We start from the raw sequence: 23,545 nt of genomic DNA, 5'->3' as shown, positions 1-23,545 counted from the left end.
CTGACTGTTATAAAAATATATGAACACGCGCACTGCGCGCATTAAAGTTATTATTAACTGATTGAATGTCCACATCATCGTCTGGCGCCACAATAATGGAGCGCGGCGCTTCCTGCGGTGGCACATCCAAGCCTTGCGCATCATACCAATAAAAACGGTAGTTTATTTTCATCGGTTTATTTTGGCTATTGGTAATCACCGAGCGCGCCGTATTATTACCAGAAGAAGTTGAGACTGTGGGTTGAGAAGCCAAAATGCCCGCCGTCAGTACCGACGAATCCATTACCACGGTTTGCTGCTTATTAACCGCAATCCCTTTCGGGCTGCTGCACCCCAGCAATGTCGCCATACTTGCCAACGCAATCACCGGTAATAAAAACGCCTTCGTACGGCGCATAGGCTTACCTCAGTTAGATGTCGTTATTTATGAGATAACAAGGAACCCAGATCACGGCCACCGACCAAGTGCATATGGATATGATAAACCACCTGCCCTGCATGGCGGTTGCAGTTGATAATGAGGCGATAACCATCTTCATCAATGCCTTCCTGCTTAGCAAGTTTAGCAGCCACGGTGATCATTCGGCCGAGTGTTGCTTCGTGTTCTGCGGTGACGTCATTCACAGTTGGAATAAGAATATTGGGAATGATTAAGATATGAGTTGGTGCCTGTGGGGCGATATCACGAAACGCGGTGACCAGTTCATCCTGGTAAACCACGTCGGCAGGAATTTCACGGCGGATAATTTTGCTGAAAATCGTTTCTTCGGCCATAACGCATTTCCTTGATCATTATAAAAATGGAGAATGCGTAGTATGAGCGACTATTTCTATTGATTTCAACCTCAATCATCAACCACGGGCATAAGCCGCTGCTTTTTCAAACAAAGCCTGATCCGGACGAATACCGGTATACAGCACAAATTGCTCAACTGCCTGAATAGCAAAGACTTCAGCCCCGGTAATGACGGTTTTCTCTTGTGCTTGGGCATAACGTATCAGCGGAGTAATAGCAGGCAGTGCCACCACCTCAAAAATAACCTCGGCGTGATTCACCTCAGCTTCAGTAAATGACATGTTATCCGCATCCTTACCCCCCGCCATCCCCACCGGCGTGGCATTGATCAGCATATCGGCCTGAACGCCCCGCATATCGGATTGATAAGTGTAGCCAGATTGCTCCGCTAACTGTTTACCCGTCTTTTCATTGGTTGCGATAATAAAACCCTGCTTAAAACCGGCATTTTTTAGCGCAAACGCCACGGCTTTGGCCATCCCACCACTGCCGCGCAAAGCAAAAACCTGCTCAGACGAGACTTGATAAGTCTGCAGTAATTGCGCGATAGCAATATAGTCGGTGTTGTACGCTTTCAGATATCCATCAGTATTTACCAAAGTATTAACTGAATTTATTGCAGCGGCGGATGGGTCCATCTCATCCACCATAGGGATTACTGCCTCTTTGAATGGCATTGAAATAGCACAACCACGAAAACCTAGCGCTCGCACCCCGCCAATTGCCGCCGCCAAGTCTGTGGTGGTAAAGGCTTTATACAGATAGTCGAGATCCAGAGCATCATACAAAAAGTTATGAAAACGAGTGCCAAAATTGCTGGGTCTGGCCGCCAGAGAGATACACACTTTGGTGTCTTTGTTTAAGTAACGGGTCATCATTTCACCTTAAATAATTATGCTTGCTGTGGTGAAAATTATCGGCTAAAAAGATGATATTAAAAACTGCTGACTTTTCATCAATTGAGCTCCTCTTTTATGACCAGCCGACGTCTTGAACAACAATATTTACGATTATTAAATCTGGTTGGTGTGCACGCGATTGACATTACGCTGCAAGAGCTGGCAGATAAACTCAGCTGTACTAAGCGCCACATGCGAACATTGTTGGTTCAGATGCAGCAAGCGGGCTGGCTAATCTGGCAGGCAGAGGTAGGCCGTGGTCGTCGGTCACATTTGCAACTATTGCGGAACACTCATCAGTTATTGCTAGAAAAAGCGGAACAGTTACTGGATTCAGGTGATTTCAATGAAGCCATTGCGCTGCTCGGGCAGGATAAACAGCTTATCACCCCACTGCTGCGGGCCAAATTGGGATACCGGGTACGGGATGATTATCAAGCGCTACGCATCCCCTACTACCGCACCATGCCAAACCTTTACCCCGGCACAGCACTGCGCCGCTCTGAGCTGCACCTCGTGCGGCAAATTTTTAACGGACTGACACGGATAAATGAAGAAACCGGCGGGGTAACACCAGATTTAGCACACCGCTGGCGGATGCTGGACCCGCTGCACTGGCGCTTTTATTTACGCCCAGCAGTGCAATTTCATGATGGTCGCGAGCTTTCCAGCCGTGATGTTGTCAGCTCCTTAACCCGCTGTGCCAAGCTGCCGCTGTTCTCGCACATTCAGCATGTCAGCCAGCACGGGTTGCTCGGTATCGTTATCGAACTTAACCAGCCCGATCCTCACCTTCCCTTGCTACTGGCCCACCACAGCGCGCTGATTTTGCCAGCAGATCATGCTGCACAACCCGATTTTGCCTCACACCCGGTGGGAACCGGCCCTTATCGGGTGGCAGAAAATGATGACTGGCATTTGCAGATAAAGTCTTTTGACCACTATTTTGGCTTTCGTGGCTTGCTGGATGAAGTAGAGGTGCTGATCTTCCCTGATCTGGCGCGCCCACAAGAGCGACCAACCCCGGATGCCCCAGTGGTGCTATCGGAGCAACTGAGCCTCGCAAACATCCAAAGTGCCACCTGGTTGAGTTCCAGTATCAGTGATATTGACTATGTTTCTGGCTTCGCTGCCGGTCTGACGGGGAAACCGTCAGATTCAACTCAAGAGATGTTCTTGGAACGAGGCGGATATTTTTTGCTGTGTGATAGCCGCTCACCACACTGGCACAGTATTGAACAGCGCCGCTGGCTGCGAGAAGCGCTCAATCCTTATAATCTCATCCAACGCCTGATTGAACCCATTCGCCCTTTCTGGGTTCCAGCGAGTAGTGTATTACCCACATGGTTTCACGGCATTGATTCAGGGGAGAAATGCTCTCCTTTCCCTACTTGTACTGAACACCTGCCAGTGCTTACACTGGCTTATCATGCCCAACATCCTGAATATTCGATGTTAGTTACCGAGATGAGCCACATTCTGGCGGCACAGGACATTCGGCTGGAAGCATCCGAGCTTGATTACGCCACCTGGGCTGAAGGTGATGCCAATGTCGATTTGTGGTTGGGAACAGTGAATTTTGCCGTTCCTGAAGAGTGGAATGTCGCAGCATGGTTATTGGGCTCCCCACTGCTACGCCAATCCATCACTGGCGGTGATGAGGCTCGTTTACAAGCCTATCTCCATGATTGGCGTAACCAATCCCTCAATGCCGAGCAATTGATCAGAGATGTTATCGCCACCGGCTGGTTGCAGCCTCTATTCCACCACTGGATGCGGCTAAAAGCCCCCGAGCAAGCCCAAGGTGTCCACCTCAATAATCTCGGCTGGTTTGATTTCCAAACCACCTGGCTAGAACCGGAATAATTTTCTGAGCACAAAAAAAGGGAGGCTTTCGCCTCCCTTTTGCACTCCCCATACCTGATTAATGGTTACGAATGTACTCGTCCATATCTGTTTTCAGGTTATCAGATTTAGTCCCGAAGATGGCTTGAACGCCTGAGCCAGCAACCACAACGCCCGCAGCACCCAATTTCTTCAGACCAGCCTGGTCAACCTTGGATACATCCGCCACGCTAACGCGCAGACGAGTGATACAGGCATCAAGGTTAGTGATGTTTTCTTTACCACCGAACGCATTGACCAGTGCTGCTGACATTTCTGTGCCGCCCTGTACAGTTTGCTCAGTAGAGTTCTCTTCACGACCGGGTGTTTTCAGATCCAGTTTGGCAATCAGTACACGGAAGATGGTGTAGTACACCAGACCGTAGCAGATACCCACCAGAGGGAACAGCCAGATACGGCTGCTGTTGCCACTCAGGACGACGAAGTCAATCAAGCCGTGGGAGAAGCTGGTACCGTCACGCATCCCAAGCAGGATACAGATTGGGAACGCCAGACCAGCCAGAATTGCATGGATAACATACAAGATTGGCGCCACGAACATGAAGGAGAATTCGATTGGCTCGGTAATACCGGTTAAGAAGGAGGTCAGTGCCGCAGAGATCATAATCCCGCCCACTTTCGCCCGGTTTTCCGGTTTAGCGGAATGCCAGATTGCAATTGCAGCCGCTGGTAAGCCGTACATTTTGAACAGGAAACCGCCAGACAGTTTGCCCGCAGTTGGGTCGCCCGCCATATAACGAGGAATGTCACCGTGGAATACCTGACCCGCTGCGTTGGTGTATTCACCAATTTGCATTTGGAATGGTACGTTCCAGATATGGTGCAGACCGAATGGTACTAACGCACGTTCAACCACGCCGTAGATACCAAAGGCAACAACTGAGTTCTGATAAGCAGCCCACTGAGAGAATGTCTGGATCGCAGTGCCGATAGGTGGCCACACGAAGGACAGAATCACACCCACGAAGATCGCGGTGAAACCAGAGATAATCGGAACGAAACGTTTACCCGCAAAGAAGCCCAGATATTCAGGTAGCTGAATACGGTAGAAGCGGTTAAACATGTACGCGGCTATTGCACCAGCAATAATCCCGCCCAGAACCCCGGTATCAGCTAAATGCTTGGCAGCAATTTCTTCTGCTGGAAGATGCAAGACCAGCGGTGCGACAACAGCCATGGTTTTCACCATGATGCCGTAAGCAACAACTGCCGCCAACGCGGATACACCGTCGTTATTGGTAAAGCCAAGTGCAACGCCAATAGCAAAGATTAATGCCATGTTAGCAAAAACGGAACCGCCCGCTTCTGCCATTACGTGAGAGACTACCGTTGGTAGCCAGCTAAAATTCGCGGAACCGACACCCAGCAGAATACCTGCGATGGGTAAGACGGATACCGGTAGCATTAGCGATTTACCTACCTTTTGCAGGTTTGCAAATGCGTTCTTAAACATAGTTGAGTGAGCTCCTGAGTAAATAGTGCTTTTTCTGCTTTTTTCTCGCGTTTATTGGCATTACAAAGGGGGGAGTAAGCCTTTGCGAATAAGGGTGTCTAAAGCACCCTTTTAATTTTTACGAAGAGTAAAATAAATAGCCTGCTTAATGTTTGATGGCAGTCACGTTTCTTTCAAGAAAGCGCCTAATTTGATTCAAATCGCGCATTTTTTGTAAAAAAACGTCAATAAGCCCTGCCCTCACCCACTAAATCGGGTGAGAACATTACTCGTTTCGGCGATTAATTACGAGCTTAAAAAAAAAGTATTATTAAGGAAGTTGCTGCGTATCACTGGAGAGGATCGACGATTCCAGATGAAACAACCGGCAGAAGTTATCTGTCGTGGCTTGAGCCAGGGATTCAAGACTTACGCCTTTCAGTACCGCCATATACTCTGCAACATCACGGACATAGGCCGGTTGGTTCTCTTTACCACGATGAGGAACCGGCGCCAGATAAGGCGAATCCGTTTCAACTAACAACCTGTCCAGCGGCACGTAGCGGGCAACATCTCGCAGCTGTTCTGCATTGCGGAAAGTCAGGATCCCAGAGAAAGAGATGTAAAAACCCAAGTCCAACAAGGTGGCTGCCGTCGCTTTATCTTCTGTAAAGCAGTGTAAAACGCCGCCGCACTCTTGTGCCTGCTCCTCACGCAAAATAGCCAATGTGTCTTCACGAGCATCGCGCGTATGCACAATGACCGGCTTATTTAATTTGCGGCCAATACGAATATGTTCGCGGAAAGAAGCTTGTTGCAGTGGGATATTATCTTGCTGATAGAAGTAATCCAGCCCGGTTTCCCCCATCGCAACTACATTATCTGCCGCTGCCAGAGTAGCAAGTTGCTGAAAATCATAGCCGCCATCAAGGTTCAGCGGGTGAACACCACAGGAAAACGCGACATTTTTTCGCGCCCCGATAAGAGATGTCATAGCCGAAAAGCCCGGCAATGTGGTGGCAACCGCCAGAACAAAACCGACATCTCGCGCCTGTGCTTTGGCTAATACATCATCGACACTGCTATGCAGCGTCTGGTAATCAAGGCTATCAAGGTGGCAATGAGAATCTACTAACAACATAATAATCCAAGTTTTCTAGGTATTTAATGAAGATGAGGTGGAATAGGCACCGGTCGTCAGGGCGGTTTCCCAGTTAAGCAGCAACTCGGTGAGCAATAATTCACGATTAACCCCCACCACCGTTAATAATTGATGGCGGCAATGGCTCAGTTGTTTCGCTGACTGAAGCAATACCGGTGTCGTAGCGGCTTGCGCCAACTGCTGTACCAGCGGTAATTGGTCCTGATTGACGGCGAACTCACCCGCGCCTTGTTGCCATTTCAGAGCATCAAGCACTAACGAAGAGAGCCATTGGATGCGCTCAGGGGCGTCATCATGGTTAAGCTGCGGCAACAACGACAATAAATCTGAACTGTTCAGTGCACTACCCAGCGCGCCACATAAGGTGGTTCTGATGCCCCAACGTTCGGGTTGCAGCAAACGCTCGGCCGCCAACGGCGCGCCCTCACTCAATTTCAGCGCAGCCAGCATCGAGATGGGTTCAGCCTGAATTTGCCGATTGAGCCATTGTAAACTGAGCGCCGTATCCGGGCAGGCCAGATGCCAGTAAAAACAGCGGCTGCGCAGAGTGGCTAACAAACTGGCAGGCTGATGGCAATCTAGCAGGAAATAGGTTTTCTCTGGCGGCTCTTCTAAGGTTTTCAGCAAGGCATTCGCTGCGGCATCGGTCAGCAACTCAGCATGAGGCAGCCACACCACTTTTGCCCCCCCTTGCTGGGCATGAGAATAGAGTTTTTCAATCTGTTGGCGCACCAACTCAACACCGATACTGCTTTTGCCTTTATCTGGCGCCAGCACATACCAATCGGGATGATTACCCGCCAACATTAGACGGCAGCTGTGGCATTCACCGCAGCTTTTCTCGCCTTGTCGCTGCTGGCACATCAACCAGCGGCTGATGCCATAAATTAGCGCTTCCTCGCCATTTCCGGGCAAAGAGTGCAGCAATAATGCATGATGACCACGCCCGGCAATCTGCTGCCCTACCCACTGACGGTAAGGCGCGGTAAGCCACGGGTACCATTTCATTACGCTGTTTCCCGGTTGATTAGCCACTGCTTAAGCACCTGACTGATAGATTCACTCACCTGTTCAATAGGCTGGGAAGCATCAATAGTTTTGATACTGGAATCTGCGGCGGCCAACTCAAGATAACGCGCACGAGTGCGCTCGAAAAAGGCCAATGACTCTTGTTCAATACGGTCTAACTCGCCACGGGCGCGAGCACGCGCCAGACCAACCACCGGGGGGAGATCCAGATACAGTGTTAAATCGGGGCGAAACTCACCTAATACCGTGTCACGTAATGATGTCATCAGCTTGCTATCAATCCCGCGCCCTCCGCCCTGATAAGCCTGTGATGACAAATCATGGCGATCGCCGACCACCCAACTGCCGCGGGCCAGCGCCGGTTTGATAACATTTTCAACCAATTGCACCCGAGCGGCATATAACATCAACACTTCGGCTTTATCAGTCAGAACCTCACCGTCGATACCTTGCTTAATCAAATCACGCAGTTTTTCTGCCAGTGGCGTCCCTCCCGGCTCGCGGGTAAAGACAATATCGTTAATCCCCTGGGCGCGTAGCGTGGCAACCACGGTGTCTTTGGCGGTGGTTTTCCCTGCCCCTTCAAGCCCTTCAATAACGATAAATTTACTGTTCATTTTTATCCTTGAGCGATTGGCGATAAACCCGCACCGCTTGGTTATGGCTGGCTAAATTGGTGGTAAAAGTGTGCCCGCCCTTGCCGTCAGCCACAAAGTAGAGATAAGCCGTCTTGGCCGGATGAGCGGCAGCAGTTAACGAGGCCAGCCCCGGCATGGCAATCGGCGTCGGCGGCAAACCAGAAATTGTATAGGTATTATAAGGCGTCGGGGTATCTAAGTCTTTACGGCTAATGTTGCCATTATACTTATCGCCCATACCATAAATTACCGTTGGGTCAGTTTGCAGACGCATGCCAATACGCAAGCGGTTGATAAATACCGACGCCACTTTGGTTCTTTCTTCATTGACGGCGGTTTCTTTTTCGATGATTGACGCCATGGTGACCAATTCACCCGGCGTTTTATAAGGCAACGATTTATCACGCCCTTGCCAAATTTCATCGACTGTTTTTTCCATCTTCACATGGGCACGTTTGAGCAATGCCAAGTCAGTGGTTCCAGCAGTATATGAATAGGTATCCGGGTAGAGCCAACCTTCAGGATGCTCGCTATCTTTCAGCCCCAGCAAGACCGCGATTTCCGCATCGCTCTTACCTGCCAATACATGCTTTATATATTTTGATTGCTGTAATTCATCCAGCCAATCACGCAGCCGCTTACCTTCCACAAAGCGCACCGTAAATTGTGCTTCTTTGCCGCTGGCGAGCAGCTCTAACATGCCGCGAACTGTCATTCCGGGGGTAAAACGGTAGGTACCCGCTTTAAATTTGGCCAACTCTGGGTCAATACGCAGTAACCATGGGAACCAGCGCGTGTTCTTAATCAGATGATCACGTTGCAGTAAATTCTCCAACCCAACCCGGCCGGTCCCCGCAGGGAGCTTGAATAGGGTCTCTTGCTGGATAGCCAATGGCTGGTCCGCAAAATCTTGTACTCTCTGGTAACCCAACAGCAGTAATCCCAAACAGATCACAACAAACAGGATTATTGCTCTGGTGCTTTTTATTTTCATCGGGCGGCCATCTTCAAATTAAAGGTAGTCATAAACACTAAGAATCAGAACTTTTGTCAACCATGACTCAGATATCGCAGCAATGCTGGCTGAGAAAATCAAACAGCTGCCGCGAGTGATACTCCCTCTCGTGGGTGCGACTCACTGGCAGTATCGGCATCAGTGCATTACACAGGATAACTTCATCGGCATCGGCCAGCACCGCTGGAGGTTGCACCACAATCGTCACTGACCTGCCGAGAGCAGCCAGGCAGGCGATTATTCTCTGGCGCATAATGCCATCGACACCTGATTGACTCAGATCCGGGGTAAAGATTTCATCACCTTTGCGCCAGAATAAATTAGCCGCACAGCATTCCACCAGCATGCCTTCAGTGTCAAGTACCAGTGCCTCATCAGCCTCTGTGTGCTCAAGATGCGCACGAATCAAGACTTGCTCCAGCCGATTCAGATGCTTAATGCCAGCCAATAAAGGGCTGCGCGCCAAAGGAACAGGACTGAGTGCCAATACTATGCCCCGCTCACGCCAGCTATTATATTGAGTTGGATAATCACTAAGAGAAATAATTCTGGTCGGATGCTGACATGCTGTACCGCTATAGCCACGTCCGCCGGTTCCCCGGCTGATAATGACCTTTAGCACGCCATCTTCTGTATGATTTGCCGCCTCAACCATTTCCTTGGTCAATGCATTCCAATTTACCGCGGGCATCAATAGCCGCTCTGTCGCCTGCTGCAAGCGTAATATGTGTTTATCAAGCCACACAACTCGGCCACGAGAGACTCTTGCGGTAGTAAAACAGCCGTCACCAAACTGCACAGAGCGGTCTGAAGCTGAAATCAAACTTTGTTCAACACCATTAATCCAGAACATTCAGATTCTCTTTAAATGGAATGGGTACAGTATCAGATTTAAGCCAATAGCTATTTTAAGACAATTTTTATGGCGGGATGTTATGAAGAACGGGTGGTGAACTTAATAAAAGACCCGGAAAACCGGGTCTTTTAGCCACTGGCGCTTAACAGTTATGATTATACCTTACGGAAAACCAAAGAACCGTTAGTGCCGCCGAAGCCGAAGGAGTTACACAGGGTGTACTCCATATCTTTTACCTGACGAGCTTCATGCGGTACAAAGTCCAAATCACAACCTTCATCTGGGTTATCCAGGTTAATGGTTGGCGGAATGGCCTGATCACGCAAAGCTAACACAGTAAAGATAGACTCAACTGCACCTGCCGCACCTAACAAGTGCCCAGTCATGGATTTGGTGGAACTGACCATCACTTTATAGGCATCTTCACCAAATACAGACTTAACTGCCTGCGTCTCGGCTTTATCGCCAGCAGGAGTTGAGGTACCGTGGGCATTGATATAGCCGATTTGAGACGTGCTCACACCCGCATCACGTAAAGCATTAACCATGGCCAGAGCTGCGCCAGAACCGTCTTCCGGTGGCGAGGTCATGTGATAAGCATCGCTGCTCATCCCAAACCCAACAACTTCTGCATAGATTTTCGCGCCACGTTTCTTCGCGTGTTCGTACTCTTCCAGCACCATCATGCCAGCGCCATCACCCAGCACGAAACCGTCACGGTCTTTATCCCATGGGCGACTTGCTGCCTGTGGGTTATCGTTGCGAGTTGATAATGCTCGAGCAGCACCAAAGCCACCAACACCCAGTGGTGTACTGGCCTTTTCAGCCCCACCGGCCACCATAACATCAGCATCATTGTAAGCAATGATACGAGCTGCGTGACCGATGTTGTGCACACCAGAAGTACATGCTGTCGCGATAGAGATGCTTGGCCCACGCAAACCATACATAATGGTCAAGTGGCCGGCAATCATGTTAACAATGGTTGAAGGCACGAAGAATGGGCTGATTTTACGTGGCCCACCGTTCACCAGCGAGGTGTGGTTTTCTTCAATCAGACCCAAGCCACCAATACCAGAACCAATAGCGGCACCGATACGTGAAGCATTGGCTTCTGTTACTTCAAGCCCGGAGTCTTGCATGGCTTGCATGCCAGCCGCGACACCGTACTGTATGAAGGCATCCATTTTGCGTGCATCTTTACGCGAAATGTAATCTTCACAATTGAAATCTTTTACTAAGCCAGCAAATCGCGTTGCATAGGCACTAGTATCGAAATGGTCGATCAGGCTGATGCCACTCTGCCCGGCAAGAACAGCTTTCCATGTGGATTCGACTGTACTACCGACAGGAGACAACATGCCCAGTCCAGTCACAACAACTCGACGCTTAGACACGGTTGTCCTCCAAGGAGGGAAAATAACACTTAGGACAAAAAAAACTTAGGCGGTCGAGTGACCGCCTAACTATCTAAACTTAAAGCATGTACGCTTACTGCTGGTTAGCGTTGATAAAATCAATAGCTGCCTGAACAGTAGTGATTTTTTCTGCTTCTTCGTCTGGAATCTCAGTATCAAATTCTTCTTCCAGAGCCATTACCAGCTCAACGGTGTCCAGAGAATCCGCGCCAAGATCTTCAACGAAAGAAGCACTGTTCTTCACTTCGTCTTCTTTAACACCCAGTTGTTCAACGATGATTTTCTTAACGCGTTCTTCGATAGTGCTCATACTCTTAAATTTCCTATCAAAACTCGCTTTCGCGATGGTTTTCGTAGTGTATAAAATGTTGAAAAAGATGCAACTAAATCTCGGCTGGTCAAACCACGATTTTACGCTATTTTGCGGTTTTTACCTCAAATAACGCAAATACTTTCGTGATTTTTAAATCATATACATGCCGCCATTGACATGTAACGTTTCACCAGAGATGTAGCTGGCCTCGTCAGAGGCTAAAAATGCAACAGCGCTGGCGATTTCTTTTGCTTGCCCAAGCCGGTTAGCTGGTACTTGGGCTAAAATGCCTGCGCGTTGATCATCTGTCAACGCCGTCGTCATGTCTGTCTCAATAAAGCCAGGTGCCACAACGTTGACAGTAATGCCACGTGAAGCAACCTCACGCGCCAAAGACTTGCTAAAACCGATCAGACCCGCTTTAGCTGCCGCGTAGTTAACCTGCCCCGCATTGCCCATTGTCCCAACCACAGAACCGATGGTGATGATGCGCCCAAACCGCTTTTTCATCATAGCGCGCATTACCGCTTTTGACAGGCGGAATACGGAAGTCAGATCGGTGTCAATAATATCCTGCCACTCTTCATCCTTCATACGCATCAGCAGGTTATCACGCGTAATACCTGCATTATTCACTAAAATGTCGACTTCTCCAAATTCCGCACGAATCGTTGCCAAAACTGACTCGATTGACGCGGGATCTACGACATTCAGCATTAAACCTTTGCCATGCTCGCCCAGGTAGGCGCTAATTGCTTCTGCGCCCTTTTCACTGGTCGCCGTACCAATAACACGGGCACCACGTTCAGCCAATAATTCTGCAATCGCACGGCCAATACCGCGGCTAGCGCCGGTTACCAGCGCAATTTTTCCTTCAAAGCTCATGTTACCCTCTTTCTTAGTTTTCAAGCGCGCTGGTTAGCGTGGCAACATCGTTTACCGGTGCTGCAGCTAAAGTATCAACGATACGCTTGGTCAAGCCAGTCAGGACTTTACCCGGCCCAACTTCTAACAGCAGCTCAACGCCTTCTGCTGCGATAAATTCAACACTCTCAGTCCAACGTACTGGATTATATAACTGACGCACCAGTGCGCTGCGGATAGCTTCTGGTGACACTTCAGTTTTCACATCTACGTTGTTAACAACAGGGAATAATGGTGCCTGGAATTCGATCTCTTCCAGTGCAATGGCCAATTTGTCCGCTGCGGGCTTCATCAGCGCACAATGGGATGGCACACTTACCGGCAGCGGTAATGCGCGTTTGGCACCGGCGGCTTTACAAGCAGCACCCGCGCGTTCTACCGCATCTTTATTACCCGCAATGACCACCTGGCCCGGTGAGTTAAAGTTTACTGGCGAGACCACCTGCCCTTGAGCTGACTCTTCACAAGCTTTAGCAATGGATTCATTATCCAAACCGATAATGGCGTACATTGCGCCAGTACCTTCAGGTACCGCTTCCTGCATCAGCTTGCCACGTAACTCAACCAGACGAACCGCCTGTTTGAAATCCAGAACACCAGCACAAACCAGAGCCGAGTACTCACCCAGACTGTGGCCTGCCATCATCGCTGGCAGTTTGCCGCCCTGATGTTGCCAAATACGCCAGATAGCAACAGAGGCTGTCAGCAATGCTGGCTGCGTCTGCCACGTTTTGTTCAATTCTTCAGCTGGGCCTTGTTGCACCAGCTGCCAGAGTGAGTAGCCCAGAACAGATGAGGCTTCACTGAAGGTCTCTTCAACTATCGGAAATTGTGCGGCCAAATCAGCCAGCATGCCAAGGGATTGAGAGCCCTGGCCTGGAAATACCATTGCAAATTTTGACATTTTGCTTTCCTGTTAAATCAAAAGACTTTCTGTTAAATCAAAAACGAACCAGCGCAGAGCCCCAGGTAAAGCCGCCGCCAAACGCTTCTAGCAGCACTAACTGCCCACGTTGAATACGCCCATCTCTTACCGCTTCGTCCAGCGCAGCAGGTACAGATGCCGCAGAGGTGTTGCCATGACGATCAAGCGTGATCACCACTTTATCCATCCCCATGCCTAATTTTTTAGCCGTTGCGCTGATGATACGCAGGTTAGCTTGATGCGGTACCAGCCAATCCAGCGCTGAGCGATCCAGATTATTGGCCTGCAACGTCTCGTCCACAATGTGGGCAAGTTCCGTCACCGCAACTTTAAATACTTCATTCCCGGCCATCGTGACATAGGCGGGTTGGTCTTGTTGTTGGCGATCCTGATACGGTAACGCCAGCAAATCACCATAACGACCATCAGCATGCAAATGGGTCGAAATAATACCTTGTTCTTCAGATGCACCTAATACAACAGCACCCGCGCCATCACCAAACAGAATAATCGTGCCGCGGTCTTCAGGATTCAATGCGCGAGACAACACATCTGAACCAATGACGATGGCATTTTTGACCGCACCACTTTTAACGTACTGGTCAGCCACACTCAGTGCATAAGTAAAACCAGCACAGGCTGCTGCTAAATCAAAAGAGGCTGAATCTTTAATGCCCAGCATTTGCTGCACCTGACAAGCCGAGCTTGGGAAAGCATGACTTGAGGAGGTGGTAGCAACGATAATCAGCCCGATATCGTCCTTATCAATACCGGCCATCTCCAGCGCTTTTTCAGCTGCATGGAAACCCATGGTTGCGACTGTTTCATCCAAACCAGCGATACGTCGCTCACGAATACCTGTCCGAGTCACAATCCACTCGTCCGAGGTATCCACCATTTTTTCTAAATCAGCATTACTGCGCACTTGTACGGGCAGATAACTCCCCGTACCGAGAATCTTAGTATACATGTACGATCAGTCACTCTTGGGTAATACCGCTTCAAGGCGCGCGGCAATCCGCTGAGGGACTTGCCGCTGCACCGCCTGCACAGCCTGTTCGATTGCGACAGCGAATGCTCGTTGATTCGCCGCGCCGTGGCTCTTGATTACGATGCCCCGTAATCCTAACAGACATGCGCCATTATACTGGTCGGGGTTCAAATGACCGAACCGCTTCGCCACGCGTTTTTGCAGCCAACGCCCAATGAGTTTAAGCCACCAGGACTGTTTACCGCCATCGCCCGATGATTTGAGCAGTGACAAGAACATTCTTATCACACCTTCCATGGTCTTTAGAGTGACGTTACCCACGAAGCCGTCACAAACCATTACATCGGTCTTCCCTGTCAGCAGATCATTGCCTTCCAGGTAACCAATATAGTTGATCGCCGGTGTATTTTTTAATACTGCGGCGGCTTCGCGGATATTATCTAGCCCCTTGGTTTCCTCTTCACCGATATTCAGCAAAGCAACACGGGGGTTGGTTATCCCGACAACTTCTTCTGCCATCACCGAACCCATGACAGCAAATTGCACTAACATCGTGCTATCACATTCAACGTTGGCCCCTAAATCTAACACCACAGTTTTGCTGCGCTGTTGATTTGGGATGACGGTCATCAACGCCGGGCGCTCTATTCCATCCAATGGCTTGATAGTCATCTTCGCCAACCCCATCAGTGCCCCAGTATTCCCTGCACTCACGCAAGCTTCGGCTTCGCCGTTTTTAACCAGTTCCAATGCTATGCGCATGGAAGTACCACGGCTGGCACGGATAGCTTGTGAGGGTTTAGCATCGCCGGCAATAACATGCTCAGCGGGGATTACCTGTAACCTTTCCAGCAACAAAGGATCGGCATTAACAAGTAACGGAGTGATGGTGTCGGGATTCCCGACCAGCAGGAGTTTAAGCTGTGGATTAGAGGCCAGTGCCTGCAATGAAGCAGGCACTGTGACGCAGGGACCGAAGTCCCCACCCATTGCATCTAACGCTAGGGTTAGACAAGTCAAGGTATCGCCTTGCTAAAGATTAGCAAGTACTACTCAGCCGATAACCTTGCGGCCGCGGTAGAAACCGTCGGCTGTGATGTGGTGACGCAGGTGAGTTTCACCGGAAGTTTTGTCCACAGACAGAGTGGCAGTGGTCAGCGCATCGTGTGAACGGCGCATGCCACGTTTGGAACGAGTTGGTTTGTTCTGTTGTACGGCCATTGACCTTACTCCTTAATTACTTTCTTTAAACTGGCTAATACGGCAAATGGATTAGGTTTCTCCGCCTCTTCAGGCAGTTTGCCAAATACCATGTCCGCCTCGGACACTTCACAGTGTTCAGAATCATGTACCGGAACGACAGGCAGTGAAAGAATAATTTCGTCTTCAATCATTGCCAGCAGATCAACTTCGCCAAATTCGTCGACTTCGATCGGCTCGTACGCTTCCGGTAATGCTTCAGCCTGCTCATCATTGACGATCGGGCTAAAACAATACGTTGTATGAACATGGTGTGCAAACGTGTTACCACAGCGCTGACACATCAATGTTACATCGACGTCTGCATGACCTGTAATAACCGCCAGGCGCTGATTATCGATATTAAACGATAATGAGGCCACGACATCGCTGTCCACACTTACCACTGAGTCGGCTACACGTGTAACCTGCTCAGGTGAATAGATACCTGCGTAATCTAAACGTTTCTGAGCGGTACGAACCGCATCAATGGTCAGGGGTAATTTTACCTTTTGCATAGGGCGCGCATATTAACTTTGTAACGACATAGAGTCAAAGAAAAAGGCCTTTTTACCGCACCTTTCACCAATATTCGCTTCCGAAGCGGTAGACAGTTTAAAATGCCTGATAAAATTACGCTACGATTTATGGAAAATATTATGCCGCAACTGGTTCTTGCCTCAACATCATCTTATCGCCGTGCGCTGCTGGAAAAGCTGCAATTACCCTTTATTACTGATGCACCAGACGCAGATGAGACCCCATTACCCGCAGAAACCGCCAGTGCGTTGGTGCAACGATTAGCCTTGGCTAAGGCCAAAGCGTTGGCAGCACGTTATCCGCAGCATTTAATTATCGGCTCTGACCAAGTCTGTGTTATTAACGGAGAAATTGTCGGAAAACCGCATAACCATACAAATGCAGTCAAACAATTAGAACAAGCCAGCGGTCAATGTGTCACTTTTTATACTGGCCTGGTGCTGCTAAATACAGCAACAGAAAATCATAATTGTCTTTGCGAGACATTTGATGTTTATTTCCGCACGTTAAGCAAAGCAGAAATCGAAGGCTATTTAGTGCGGGAACAACCGTGGAATTGTGCGGGTAGTTTTAAAAGTGAAGGTTTGGGGATTACATTATTTGATAGGTTATCAGGCCGCGATCCAAATACGCTCATCGGCCTGCCATTAATTGCCCTCACCCAAATGTTGATTGAGCAAGGGCTGAATCCATTACTGGTAAAATGACCGTTTTTTAAACTGCGGCTTTTTTACGTAATACCGACAGGCAATGGCGCAACTGATTATCTAATGGTGCTTCAATGCGCATTGTCTCTCCGGTATTAGGATGCTCAAAACGCAGGGCCGCCGCATGCAGGAACAAACGGTGTAGGCCAGTCCCTTGCAATTGCTGATCAAATTCACGGTCGCCGTAACGATCATCAAACGCAATCGGGTGGCCAGCATGCAGGGCATGAACACGAATTTGGTGTGTCCGTCCAGTAATGGGGCTGGCTTTGACCAACGTAGCATGTTCAAAACGTTCTTCTATTTTAAAGCGCGTTTCTGAGGGTTTGCCTTCGCTGCTGACTTTCACCATGCGCTCGCCACTCTGCATAATATTTTTAAGCAAAGGTGCTTGTACCGCTTTGCAATGAGGTTGCCATTGACCACGCACTAACGCTAAATAGTCTTTCTGCATTCCTTTCAAACGCAACTGTTCATGCAACGAACGTAAAGCCGAGCGTTTTTTGGCGACTAACAACACACCGGAAGTATCGCGGTCAAGGCGGTGGACCAATTCCAGAAAGCGAGCCTCCGGGCGCAATGCCCGCAATGCTTCAATAACGCCAAAACTCAAACCGCTGCCGCCATGCACCGCAGTGCCAGAAGGTTTGTTCAGCACTAACAGATAGTCATCTTCAAATAAAATGCACTCGGCCAGCGCGGCAACTTTATCAAGTTTAGCTGATACCTGAATCTCTTCGCGCTCAGCAACACGTACCGGCGGTACTCGCACCACATCACCGTCAACCAGTTTATATTCTGGCTTAATACGCCCTTTATTAACGCGGACTTCACCTTTGCGAACGATTCGGTAGATCATACTCTTTGGCACACCTTTCAATTTAGTGAGCAAAAAGTTATCGATCCGCTGACCCGCTTCGTCGGCAGAAATGGTGATTAATTGTACTACTGGATTATTCGTTTTCATGGGGCGCGATTCTAAATACACCGAGGAATTAGCGCCACCCCTTTTTATGTGCTTAACTGTGAATCTGGCTATTTAAAGATAACGTTTGCGTGCATTTATTGTTTAATAAGACAACGATAGCCGTCAACACTGTGAAAACAGTAAAAGAATCTTTACGTAGGTAGGTAAAGTCATCTTGCTATATCAGTGTCAGCAATGGAATAATGTGATTAATTCTGCGTTGATTCTCGTTAGACCAAGAGACTAGTGGAATAATAAACTTTGCCTGATCACACAAAAACGCAGCAATGGCGTAAGACGTAATGTGAAATCAAGCAATTAGCGGGCTGCGGGTTGCAGCTTGGTCGGCAAGTGGGTAAAGCTCTGTTGTCTTATATTCAGAAGCTGCCCTTTATATAAAAGCGCTGTTTTTCAGAAAGAAACACAGGCTTACCGAAATAATGCGCCCCTATGCAGGCGACAACCGTGAGGTTGACGGCTTTGCTAGAAGACTCGGGGTCATCGGTTTACCCGACCATGAGGTTATTTTGCCCGCAGTTCTAATGACAATGTAAAAATAACGAGTAAGTTAAAGATGAAAAGAATGTTGATTAACGCAACTCAGCAAGAAGAGTTGCGTGTTGCCCTTGTAGATGGACAGCGGCTGTATGATTTGGATATTGAAAGCCCAGGTCATGAACAGAAAAAAGCGAATATTTACAAAGGCAAAATCACCCGAATCGAACCCAGTCTGGAAGCCGCTTTTGTTGATTACGGCGCTGAACGACATGGTTTCCTCCCACTAAAAGAAATTTCTCGCGAATATTTCCCTAGTAATTATTCCTCCCATGGCCGCCCAAACATCAAAGATGTGCTGCGCGAAGGCCAGGAAGTTATTGTTCAGGTTGATAAAGAAGAGCGCGGTAATAAAGGTGCTGCACTGACGACGTTTATCAGTCTGGCCGGTAGTTATTTAGTTCTGATGCCAAACAACCCACGTGCCGGTGGTATTTCTCGCCGCATCGAAGGTGATGACCGTACTGAACTGAAAGAAGCCTTATCCTCCCTGCAATTGCCTGATGGCATGGGTCTGATTGTGCGTACCGCAGGTGTTGGTAAATCTGCTGATGCGCTGCAATGGGACTTATCATTCCGTCTTAAGCACTGGGATGCGATAAAAAAAGCCGCTGAAGGTCGCCCTGCGCCATTCTTGATTCATCAGGAAAGTAACGTGATTGTCCGTGCTTTCCGTGATTATCTGCGCCCGGACATCGGCGAAATCCTGATCGATAACCCAAAAGTTCTCGAACTGGCTAAAGAGCATATCGCTGCACTGGGTCGCCCGGATTTCAGCAGCAAAATCAAATTGTATAGTGGTGAAATTCCATTATTCAGCCACTACCAGATTGAGTCACAGATTGAATCTGCATTCCAACGTGAAGTGCGTCTACCTTCCGGTGGCTCTATCGTTATCGATACCACAGAAGCCTTGACCGCGATTGATATCAACTCCGCGCGAGCAACTCGTGGTGGCGATATCGAAGAAACCGCTTTCAATACCAACCTTGAAGCGGCAGATGAAATTGCCCGTCAGTTACGTTTACGTGACTTGGGTGGCCTGATTGTTATCGACTTTATCGATATGACCCCGGTGCGCCACCAGCGTGAAGTGGAAAACCGTTTACGTGATGCCGTCCGTCAAGACCGCGCGCGTATCCAGATTGGCCGCATCTCACGCTTTGGTTTACTGGAAATGTCCCGTCAGCGCCTCAGCCCATCACTGGGTGAGTCGAGCCACCATGTGTGCCCACGCTGTAGCGGTACCGGTACCGTACGTGACAACGAATCTCTGTCACTTTCTATTCTGCGTTTGATTGAAGAAGAAGCGCTGAAAGAAAATACCCATGAAGTTCACGCGATTGTGCCGGTACAGATTGCCTCGTACCTGCTGAACGAAAAACGTGAATCCGTTAATGCCATCGAAAAACGCCAAGGCGGTGTACGTGCAGTGATCGTGCCAAACGATCAGATGCAAACCCCGCATTATTCGGTGCTGCGCGTCCGTAAAGGTGAAGAAGTTCCTTCTCTCAGCTATTTGCTGCCACAACTGCATGAAGCAGAAATGGCACAACCGCAGGAAGAAGCGGCTATCGAGCGCAAACGTCCAGAACAACCGGCGCTGGCAACTTTCTCTCTACCAACTGAAGTGCCACCAGAAGCCACGCCTGCTACTGCGACGGTTAATCCAACAGTGGCACCACAGGCTGCGGCATCAACAACGCCAGAGCAACCAGGCTTCTTTAGCCGTCTGTTCAGTGGCCTGAAGGGTATTTTCGCTGGTTCAGCAGAAGCTGAAGTCAAACCGGTTGAAGCTGAAAAAACTGAAACCAGCGAAAATCGCCGTAATGACCGCCGTAATCCTCGTCGTCAGAACAATGGCCGTAAAGATCGCAATGACCGCACACCACGTGAAGGTCGCGATAACTCAGGCCGTGCTGACAACAACAGCGCTCGTGATAATTCAGGCCGTGACAACACGAATCGTGATAATTCCAATCGCGAAGGCCGTGAAGATCAGCGTCGCAACAAACGCCCTACTCAACAAGCTGCGGCACCACAAGCACAGACTGAAGTGGTTGATGCGGATAAAGCACAGCGTGAAGAGCAGCAGCCGCAGCGTCGTGGTGATCGTCAACGTCGTCGTCAAGATGACAAACGCCAGGCTCCACAAGACGTTAAAGCTAAAGTTGATGTTGCCGAGGTCAGTGTTGTAGAAGAGGTACAGCAGCCAGAGCAAGAAGAACGTCAACAGGTAATGCAGCGCCGTCAGCGTCGCCAATTGAATCAGAAAGTCCGTATTCAATCTGCCAATGATGAGCTAAATGTTTTGGAAAGTCCTGCTAGCGAGCCGGTGGCTAACATTGCCGCGCCAGTCGTACAGGAAGAAGTGAAATTATTGCCACAAGCAACCACTCAAGCTGATGATGAAGTGGCTAACGATCGTAATGCCAATAATGAAAATGGCATGCCGCGTCGTTCTCGCCGTTCACCTCGCCATCTGCGTGTCAGTGGTCAGCGCCGTCGTCGCTATCGTGATGAACGTTACCCGACACAGTCTGCTATGCCTCTGGCGGGCGCTTTTGCCTCTCCAGAAATGGCATCGGGCAAAGTGTGGGTGCGTTACCCAGTAGCTCAACCGATCGAACAAGCCGCCTTTGTGGAAAATCCGGTTGAAGAGCAATTGCCTGTAGAGCAAGTGCAAGAAGTTGCAGTCGCCGCCGTTACTACTCCGATGATTGCAGCTCCTGTCGTCGTCGCTCCGGTTGTTGCCGCGGTTGCTGAAGTTGCCGCTCCGGCACCAACCCCAGTAGCATCGCAGCATAAACCAGGCGGTTCTTCCTCTTCAGCAGCAGCTGTACCGGGCCGCGCGCCAGTGGTTGCACCAGCACCTGTGGTTGTCGAGCCAGCGATTGCTGTTGAAGCTGTAGCACCAGTGGCTGAAATTGCACCTGAAACTGAAGCTATCGCCGCAATTGCACCTGCTCCAACCGCGGTCGAGCCTGTAGTTGAAGAGACAGTAGTTGAAGAAACTGTAGCTGCGGAAACTGTGGTTGAAGAGACCATCGCGCCAGCAGCTGTAGTTGAAGAGACAACAGTTGAAGAGACGGCGGTTGAAGCCACTGTAGCAGAAGAAATTGCAGTGGAAGAGACGGTTGTGGCAGCACCAGCACCAGAAGTTATTGCTGAAAAAGCCCCAGTTGAAGAAACCGGCGCGACTGAAACACCAGTGGCAGAAGTTGCCGCTGAAGAGCAAATCGCGAGCGAAACTGTTGCAGAGAATGTGACTGAAGAAGCGAGTGTTACTGAACCAGTAACCGATGCCGCGCCAGTTGTCGTATCTCAACAGCCGGTGGTTGCTCAGCCTGACGGCGTGTTATTCAAGCACTGTGCTTCAGCTCCAATGACTAAAGCTCCGGCACCTGATTATGCTCCGGCATCACCAGCCCAAGGCCATTGGGAACGTCCAGCCTTTGATTTTGCAGGTAAAGGCTCTGCGGGTGGTCATGCTGCAGCAACGCAGGCAACAGCACCAGCGACAAAACCACAATCGGTCGATTAATCGCCGCTTGAACAATACAAAAACCCGCCATCCGGCGGGTTTTTTATTTTGATGAGATTCTCAAGCAATCTGCTTCACTTTCTTTATCTCAATGCTCTCAAGCTTGCCTTCTATCGATTTGACAAACTCTTTGAAGTGCGCAGTTTTATTATGTTTTTCCAATGCTTCGTCAGATTCCCAGCGCTCGAAAAACACAAAAGAACCTGGTTTATCGCTTTCGGCATGGAGATCATATTGCAGATTTCCTTGCTCCTCACGGCTGGGTTCTATCACTTGATAAACCGCAGCTTTAACCGCAGCAGTAAATTCAGGTTTTGCCACTAAACTGGCGATGACACGGACTTCCATAGTTATTCTCCCATGTTATACATTCAATTAGCGTATTTGATGGCTAATTAATCGCTCACCCTGTCGGGCAAATTTTACCCCGAGCCCCTCTATAAGATGCCCTTTTTACATTGTTTTCAACTTAACCCTAACAATCAGATGCATCCTGAGCACTTTCCGCTTATCCTTAGACCCCGCCAGAAACAGCATAAAAACCCCGATATCTCATCATGACTGCGGAGCCCGTTGAATGACTGCACAATCTAACACCCTGAAAATTCGCCGCCCAGATGACTGGCATATTCACTTACGTGATGACGAAATGCTCAGTACCGTGCTGCCCTATACTTCCGAGGTGTTCGCCCGGGCCATCGTCATGCCAAATCTGACGCCACCGATTACCACCGTCGATAGCGCGATTGCTTACCGGGAACGTATTTTAGCAGCCACACCGGCGGGCCATAAATTCACGCCATTAATGACGTGCTACCTGACCAATACACTGAAAGCGAGTCAACTGACGCGTGGTTTTGCAGAAGGCGTATTTACCGCAGCCAAGTTATACCCCGCCAACGCCACCACCAACTCAACGCACGGTGTATCAGATATTCCGGCAATTTATCCTCTGTTTGAACAAATGCAGAAGATCGGCATGCCACTGTTGATCCACGGTGAAGTCACCGATGCCGCAGTAGATATTTTTGATCGTGAAGCGCGTTTTATTGATCAAATTCTGGAACCGATTCGCCGTAATTTTCCTGAATTAAAAATTGTCTTTGAGCATATTACCACCAAAGACGCTGCCGATTATGTGCTGGCAGGCAATCGTTTCCTTGGGGCTACCATTACTCCACAGCACTTGATGTTTAATCGCAATCATATGTTGGTGGGTGGGATTCGCCCACACCTGTTCTGCTTACCCATACTGAAACGTGGTACTCACCAAGCGGCATTGCGCCAAGCGGTTGCTAGCGGTTCTGAGCGTTTCTTCCTTGGAACTGACTCTGCACCTCATGCCAAACACCGTAAAGAGTCGTCTTGCGGCTGTGCCGGTGTCTTCAATGCACCCTCTGCGTTACCGGCTTACGCCACCGTGTTTGAAGAGATGCATGCATTGCAACATTTGGAAGCTTTCTGTTCCTTAAATGGCCCACGCTTCTATAACCTGCCTGTTAACGAAGATTTTGTTGAGTTGGTTCGGACTCCGTTCCAACAACCAGAAGAAATCCCATTGGGAAATGAATCAATTATTCCTTTCCTCGCTGGCCAAACTATCAATTGGTCAGTAAAAGCCTAATAATTTTCACTGTGGGGAAGCGCCCTTCTCTACAGTAAAATTTTTTATCTCTGCTAGTTGCGGCCT

The 23,545-nt window shown here is 49.3% G+C and carries 23 protein-coding genes; 4 read left to right on the top strand and 19 right to left on the bottom strand.

Annotation, left to right across the window (positions count from 1 at the left end; genetic code table 11):
• Positions 1 to 7 precede the first annotated feature (7 nt).
• From FTA96_RS16590 to FTA96_RS16580, 3 genes are all read right to left on the bottom strand, one after another.
• Complete coding sequence (locus tag FTA96_RS16590) at positions 8 to 397, bottom strand: YcfL family protein (RefSeq protein WP_050109066.1); 390 nt, start codon at positions 395 to 397, stop codon at positions 8 to 10.
• Positions 398 to 420: 23 nt separating this feature from the next.
• A complete protein-coding gene (gene hinT, locus FTA96_RS16585; RefSeq protein ID WP_050109065.1) occupies positions 421 to 774 on the bottom strand; it encodes a purine nucleoside phosphoramidase in 354 nt (117 codons plus the stop codon).
• 78 nt (positions 775 to 852) lie between these two features.
• Complete coding sequence (locus FTA96_RS16580; protein ID WP_145574392.1) at positions 853 to 1,671, bottom strand: shikimate 5-dehydrogenase; 819 nt, start codon at positions 1,669 to 1,671, stop codon at positions 853 to 855.
• 99 nt (positions 1,672 to 1,770) lie between these two features.
• Here FTA96_RS16580 and FTA96_RS16575 point away from each other — a divergent pair, with 99 nt between their 5' ends.
• A complete protein-coding gene (locus FTA96_RS16575; protein ID WP_145574337.1) occupies positions 1,771 to 3,561 on the top strand; it encodes an SgrR family transcriptional regulator in 1,791 nt (596 codons plus the stop codon).
• A gap of 58 nt (positions 3,562 to 3,619) precedes the next feature.
• Here FTA96_RS16575 and ptsG read toward each other — a convergent pair whose 3' ends face one another.
• From ptsG to yceD, 14 genes are all read right to left on the bottom strand, one after another.
• A complete protein-coding gene (ptsG, locus tag FTA96_RS16570) occupies positions 3,620 to 5,053 on the bottom strand; it encodes a PTS glucose transporter subunit IIBC (protein ID WP_050109062.1) in 1,434 nt (477 codons plus the stop codon).
• Between the two features lie 310 nt (positions 5,054 to 5,363).
• Complete coding sequence (locus tag FTA96_RS16565; RefSeq protein WP_050109061.1) at positions 5,364 to 6,173, bottom strand: metal-dependent hydrolase; 810 nt, start codon at positions 6,171 to 6,173, stop codon at positions 5,364 to 5,366.
• A gap of 15 nt (positions 6,174 to 6,188) precedes the next feature.
• On the bottom strand, positions 6,189 to 7,202 hold the full coding sequence (gene holB, locus FTA96_RS16560) for a DNA polymerase III subunit delta' (protein ID WP_050135466.1): 1,014 nt from the start codon (positions 7,200 to 7,202) through the stop codon (positions 6,189 to 6,191).
• Positions 7,202 to 7,840, bottom strand: coding sequence for a dTMP kinase (gene tmk, locus FTA96_RS16555; RefSeq protein WP_050109059.1), 639 nt, complete (start codon positions 7,838 to 7,840; stop codon positions 7,202 to 7,204). Before tmk ends, holB begins: the two co-directional genes overlap by 1 nt.
• Positions 7,830 to 8,855 (bottom strand): endolytic transglycosylase MltG, encoded by a 1,026-nt coding sequence (mltG, locus tag FTA96_RS16550; RefSeq protein WP_050147217.1) that lies wholly within the window; start codon positions 8,853 to 8,855, stop codon positions 7,830 to 7,832. The genes tmk and mltG overlap by 11 nt, the downstream gene beginning before the upstream one ends.
• 67 nt (positions 8,856 to 8,922) lie before the next feature.
• Positions 8,923 to 9,729, bottom strand: a complete 807-nt coding sequence (gene pabC / locus FTA96_RS16545) for an aminodeoxychorismate lyase (protein ID WP_050135470.1) — start codon at positions 9,727 to 9,729, stop codon at positions 8,923 to 8,925.
• Between the two features lie 158 nt (positions 9,730 to 9,887).
• Complete coding sequence (gene fabF, locus FTA96_RS16540) at positions 9,888 to 11,129, bottom strand: beta-ketoacyl-ACP synthase II (protein ID WP_072077481.1); 1,242 nt, start codon at positions 11,127 to 11,129, stop codon at positions 9,888 to 9,890.
• A 94-nt stretch (positions 11,130 to 11,223) separates the two neighbouring features.
• Positions 11,224 to 11,460: an acyl carrier protein gene (gene acpP, locus FTA96_RS16535; RefSeq protein WP_002220787.1), complete on the bottom strand. Its 237-nt coding sequence runs from the start codon at positions 11,458 to 11,460 to the stop codon at positions 11,224 to 11,226.
• Between the two features lie 153 nt (positions 11,461 to 11,613).
• Positions 11,614 to 12,348: a 3-oxoacyl-ACP reductase FabG gene (fabG, locus tag FTA96_RS16530; RefSeq protein ID WP_050109055.1), complete on the bottom strand. Its 735-nt coding sequence runs from the start codon at positions 12,346 to 12,348 to the stop codon at positions 11,614 to 11,616.
• A 13-nt stretch (positions 12,349 to 12,361) separates the two neighbouring features.
• Positions 12,362 to 13,291, bottom strand: a complete 930-nt coding sequence (gene fabD / locus FTA96_RS16525; protein ID WP_050135472.1) for an ACP S-malonyltransferase — start codon at positions 13,289 to 13,291, stop codon at positions 12,362 to 12,364.
• A gap of 37 nt (positions 13,292 to 13,328) precedes the next feature.
• The gene (locus FTA96_RS16520) at positions 13,329 to 14,282 is read right to left on the bottom strand and encodes a beta-ketoacyl-ACP synthase III (protein ID WP_050109053.1); all 954 of its coding nucleotides are present in this window, start codon (positions 14,280 to 14,282) and stop codon (positions 13,329 to 13,331) included.
• A gap of 6 nt (positions 14,283 to 14,288) precedes the next feature.
• The gene (gene plsX / locus FTA96_RS16515) at positions 14,289 to 15,323 is read right to left on the bottom strand and encodes a phosphate acyltransferase PlsX (RefSeq protein WP_072077922.1); all 1,035 of its coding nucleotides are present in this window, start codon (positions 15,321 to 15,323) and stop codon (positions 14,289 to 14,291) included.
• A gap of 33 nt (positions 15,324 to 15,356) precedes the next feature.
• Positions 15,357 to 15,524 carry a 50S ribosomal protein L32 gene (gene rpmF, locus FTA96_RS16510; RefSeq protein ID WP_002210931.1) on the bottom strand — a complete coding sequence of 56 codons (168 nt, stop codon included), beginning with the start codon at positions 15,522 to 15,524 and terminating at the stop codon, positions 15,357 to 15,359.
• 5 nt (positions 15,525 to 15,529) lie between these two features.
• Positions 15,530 to 16,060 carry a 23S rRNA accumulation protein YceD gene (gene yceD / locus FTA96_RS16505; RefSeq protein ID WP_004709643.1) on the bottom strand — a complete coding sequence of 177 codons (531 nt, stop codon included), beginning with the start codon at positions 16,058 to 16,060 and terminating at the stop codon, positions 15,530 to 15,532.
• Between the two features lie 141 nt (positions 16,061 to 16,201).
• On the opposite strand from yceD, the gene FTA96_RS16500 reads away from it, so the two are divergent.
• On the top strand, positions 16,202 to 16,789 hold the full coding sequence (locus FTA96_RS16500; protein WP_050109051.1) for a Maf family protein: 588 nt from the start codon (positions 16,202 to 16,204) through the stop codon (positions 16,787 to 16,789).
• Positions 16,790 to 16,796: 7 nt separating this feature from the next.
• Here FTA96_RS16500 and rluC read toward each other — a convergent pair whose 3' ends face one another.
• The gene (gene rluC / locus FTA96_RS16495) at positions 16,797 to 17,756 is read right to left on the bottom strand and encodes a 23S rRNA pseudouridine(955/2504/2580) synthase RluC (protein WP_050109181.1); all 960 of its coding nucleotides are present in this window, start codon (positions 17,754 to 17,756) and stop codon (positions 16,797 to 16,799) included.
• A 574-nt stretch (positions 17,757 to 18,330) separates the two neighbouring features.
• Between rluC and rne the strand changes: the two genes are divergently transcribed.
• Positions 18,331 to 21,855 carry a ribonuclease E gene (gene rne, locus FTA96_RS16490; protein WP_145505755.1) on the top strand — a complete coding sequence of 1,175 codons (3,525 nt, stop codon included), beginning with the start codon at positions 18,331 to 18,333 and terminating at the stop codon, positions 21,853 to 21,855.
• 60 nt (positions 21,856 to 21,915) lie between these two features.
• Here the strand turns inward: rne and FTA96_RS16485 are convergent, their stop codons facing one another.
• Complete coding sequence (locus FTA96_RS16485; RefSeq protein WP_050109049.1) at positions 21,916 to 22,203, bottom strand: putative quinol monooxygenase; 288 nt, start codon at positions 22,201 to 22,203, stop codon at positions 21,916 to 21,918.
• Between the two features lie 229 nt (positions 22,204 to 22,432).
• On the opposite strand from FTA96_RS16485, the gene pyrC reads away from it, so the two are divergent.
• Positions 22,433 to 23,479: a dihydroorotase gene (pyrC, locus tag FTA96_RS16480; RefSeq protein ID WP_145574335.1), complete on the top strand. Its 1,047-nt coding sequence runs from the start codon at positions 22,433 to 22,435 to the stop codon at positions 23,477 to 23,479.
• The last annotated feature ends 66 nt before the right edge of the window (positions 23,480 to 23,545 follow it).

Origin of the sequence: Yersinia alsatica (assembly GCF_902170305.1) — a bacterium.
GTDB lineage: Bacteria > Pseudomonadota > Gammaproteobacteria > Enterobacterales > Enterobacteriaceae > Yersinia > Yersinia alsatica.
Note: the sequence above shows the minus strand (reverse complement) of the source record. Positions and strands in the feature narration are given on the sequence as shown.

What these genes read in the sequence shown, in the direction of transcription:
- FTA96_RS16590 (WP_050109066.1), bottom strand. Translation starts at nt 397, where the DNA reads ATGCGCCGTACGAAGGCGTTTTTATTACCGGTGATTGCGTTGGCAAGT.
- yceD (WP_004709643.1), bottom strand. Translation starts at nt 16,060, where the DNA reads ATGCAAAAGGTAAAATTACCCCTGACCATTGATGCGGTTCGTACCGCT.
- FTA96_RS16520 (WP_050109053.1), bottom strand. Translation starts at nt 14,282, where the DNA reads ATGTATACTAAGATTCTCGGTACGGGGAGTTATCTGCCCGTACAAGTG.
- ptsG (WP_050109062.1), bottom strand. Translation starts at nt 5,053, where the DNA reads ATGTTTAAGAACGCATTTGCAAACCTGCAAAAGGTAGGTAAATCGCTA.
- rpmF (WP_002210931.1), bottom strand. Translation starts at nt 15,524, where the DNA reads ATGGCCGTACAACAGAACAAACCAACTCGTTCCAAACGTGGCATGCGC.
- fabD (WP_050135472.1), bottom strand. Translation starts at nt 13,291, where the DNA reads ATGTCAAAATTTGCAATGGTATTTCCAGGCCAGGGCTCTCAATCCCTT.
- FTA96_RS16565 (WP_050109061.1), bottom strand. Translation starts at nt 6,173, where the DNA reads ATGTTGTTAGTAGATTCTCATTGCCACCTTGATAGCCTTGATTACCAG.
- pyrC (WP_145574335.1), top strand. Translation starts at nt 22,433, where the DNA reads ATGACTGCACAATCTAACACCCTGAAAATTCGCCGCCCAGATGACTGG.
- pabC (WP_050135470.1), bottom strand. Translation starts at nt 9,729, where the DNA reads ATGTTCTGGATTAATGGTGTTGAACAAAGTTTGATTTCAGCTTCAGAC.
- FTA96_RS16575 (WP_145574337.1), top strand. Translation starts at nt 1,771, where the DNA reads ATGACCAGCCGACGTCTTGAACAACAATATTTACGATTATTAAATCTG.
- FTA96_RS16500 (WP_050109051.1), top strand. Translation starts at nt 16,202, where the DNA reads ATGCCGCAACTGGTTCTTGCCTCAACATCATCTTATCGCCGTGCGCTG.
- fabG (WP_050109055.1), bottom strand. Translation starts at nt 12,348, where the DNA reads ATGAGCTTTGAAGGAAAAATTGCGCTGGTAACCGGCGCTAGCCGCGGT.
- rne (WP_145505755.1), top strand. Translation starts at nt 18,331, where the DNA reads ATGAAAAGAATGTTGATTAACGCAACTCAGCAAGAAGAGTTGCGTGTT.
- FTA96_RS16485 (WP_050109049.1), bottom strand. Translation starts at nt 22,203, where the DNA reads ATGGAAGTCCGTGTCATCGCCAGTTTAGTGGCAAAACCTGAATTTACT.
- hinT (WP_050109065.1), bottom strand. Translation starts at nt 774, where the DNA reads ATGGCCGAAGAAACGATTTTCAGCAAAATTATCCGCCGTGAAATTCCT.
- rluC (WP_050109181.1), bottom strand. Translation starts at nt 17,756, where the DNA reads ATGAAAACGAATAATCCAGTAGTACAATTAATCACCATTTCTGCCGAC.
- tmk (WP_050109059.1), bottom strand. Translation starts at nt 7,840, where the DNA reads ATGAACAGTAAATTTATCGTTATTGAAGGGCTTGAAGGGGCAGGGAAA.
- FTA96_RS16580 (WP_145574392.1), bottom strand. Translation starts at nt 1,671, where the DNA reads ATGACCCGTTACTTAAACAAAGACACCAAAGTGTGTATCTCTCTGGCG.
- mltG (WP_050147217.1), bottom strand. Translation starts at nt 8,855, where the DNA reads ATGAAAATAAAAAGCACCAGAGCAATAATCCTGTTTGTTGTGATCTGT.
- acpP (WP_002220787.1), bottom strand. Translation starts at nt 11,460, where the DNA reads ATGAGCACTATCGAAGAACGCGTTAAGAAAATCATCGTTGAACAACTG.
- holB (WP_050135466.1), bottom strand. Translation starts at nt 7,202, where the DNA reads ATGAAATGGTACCCGTGGCTTACCGCGCCTTACCGTCAGTGGGTAGGG.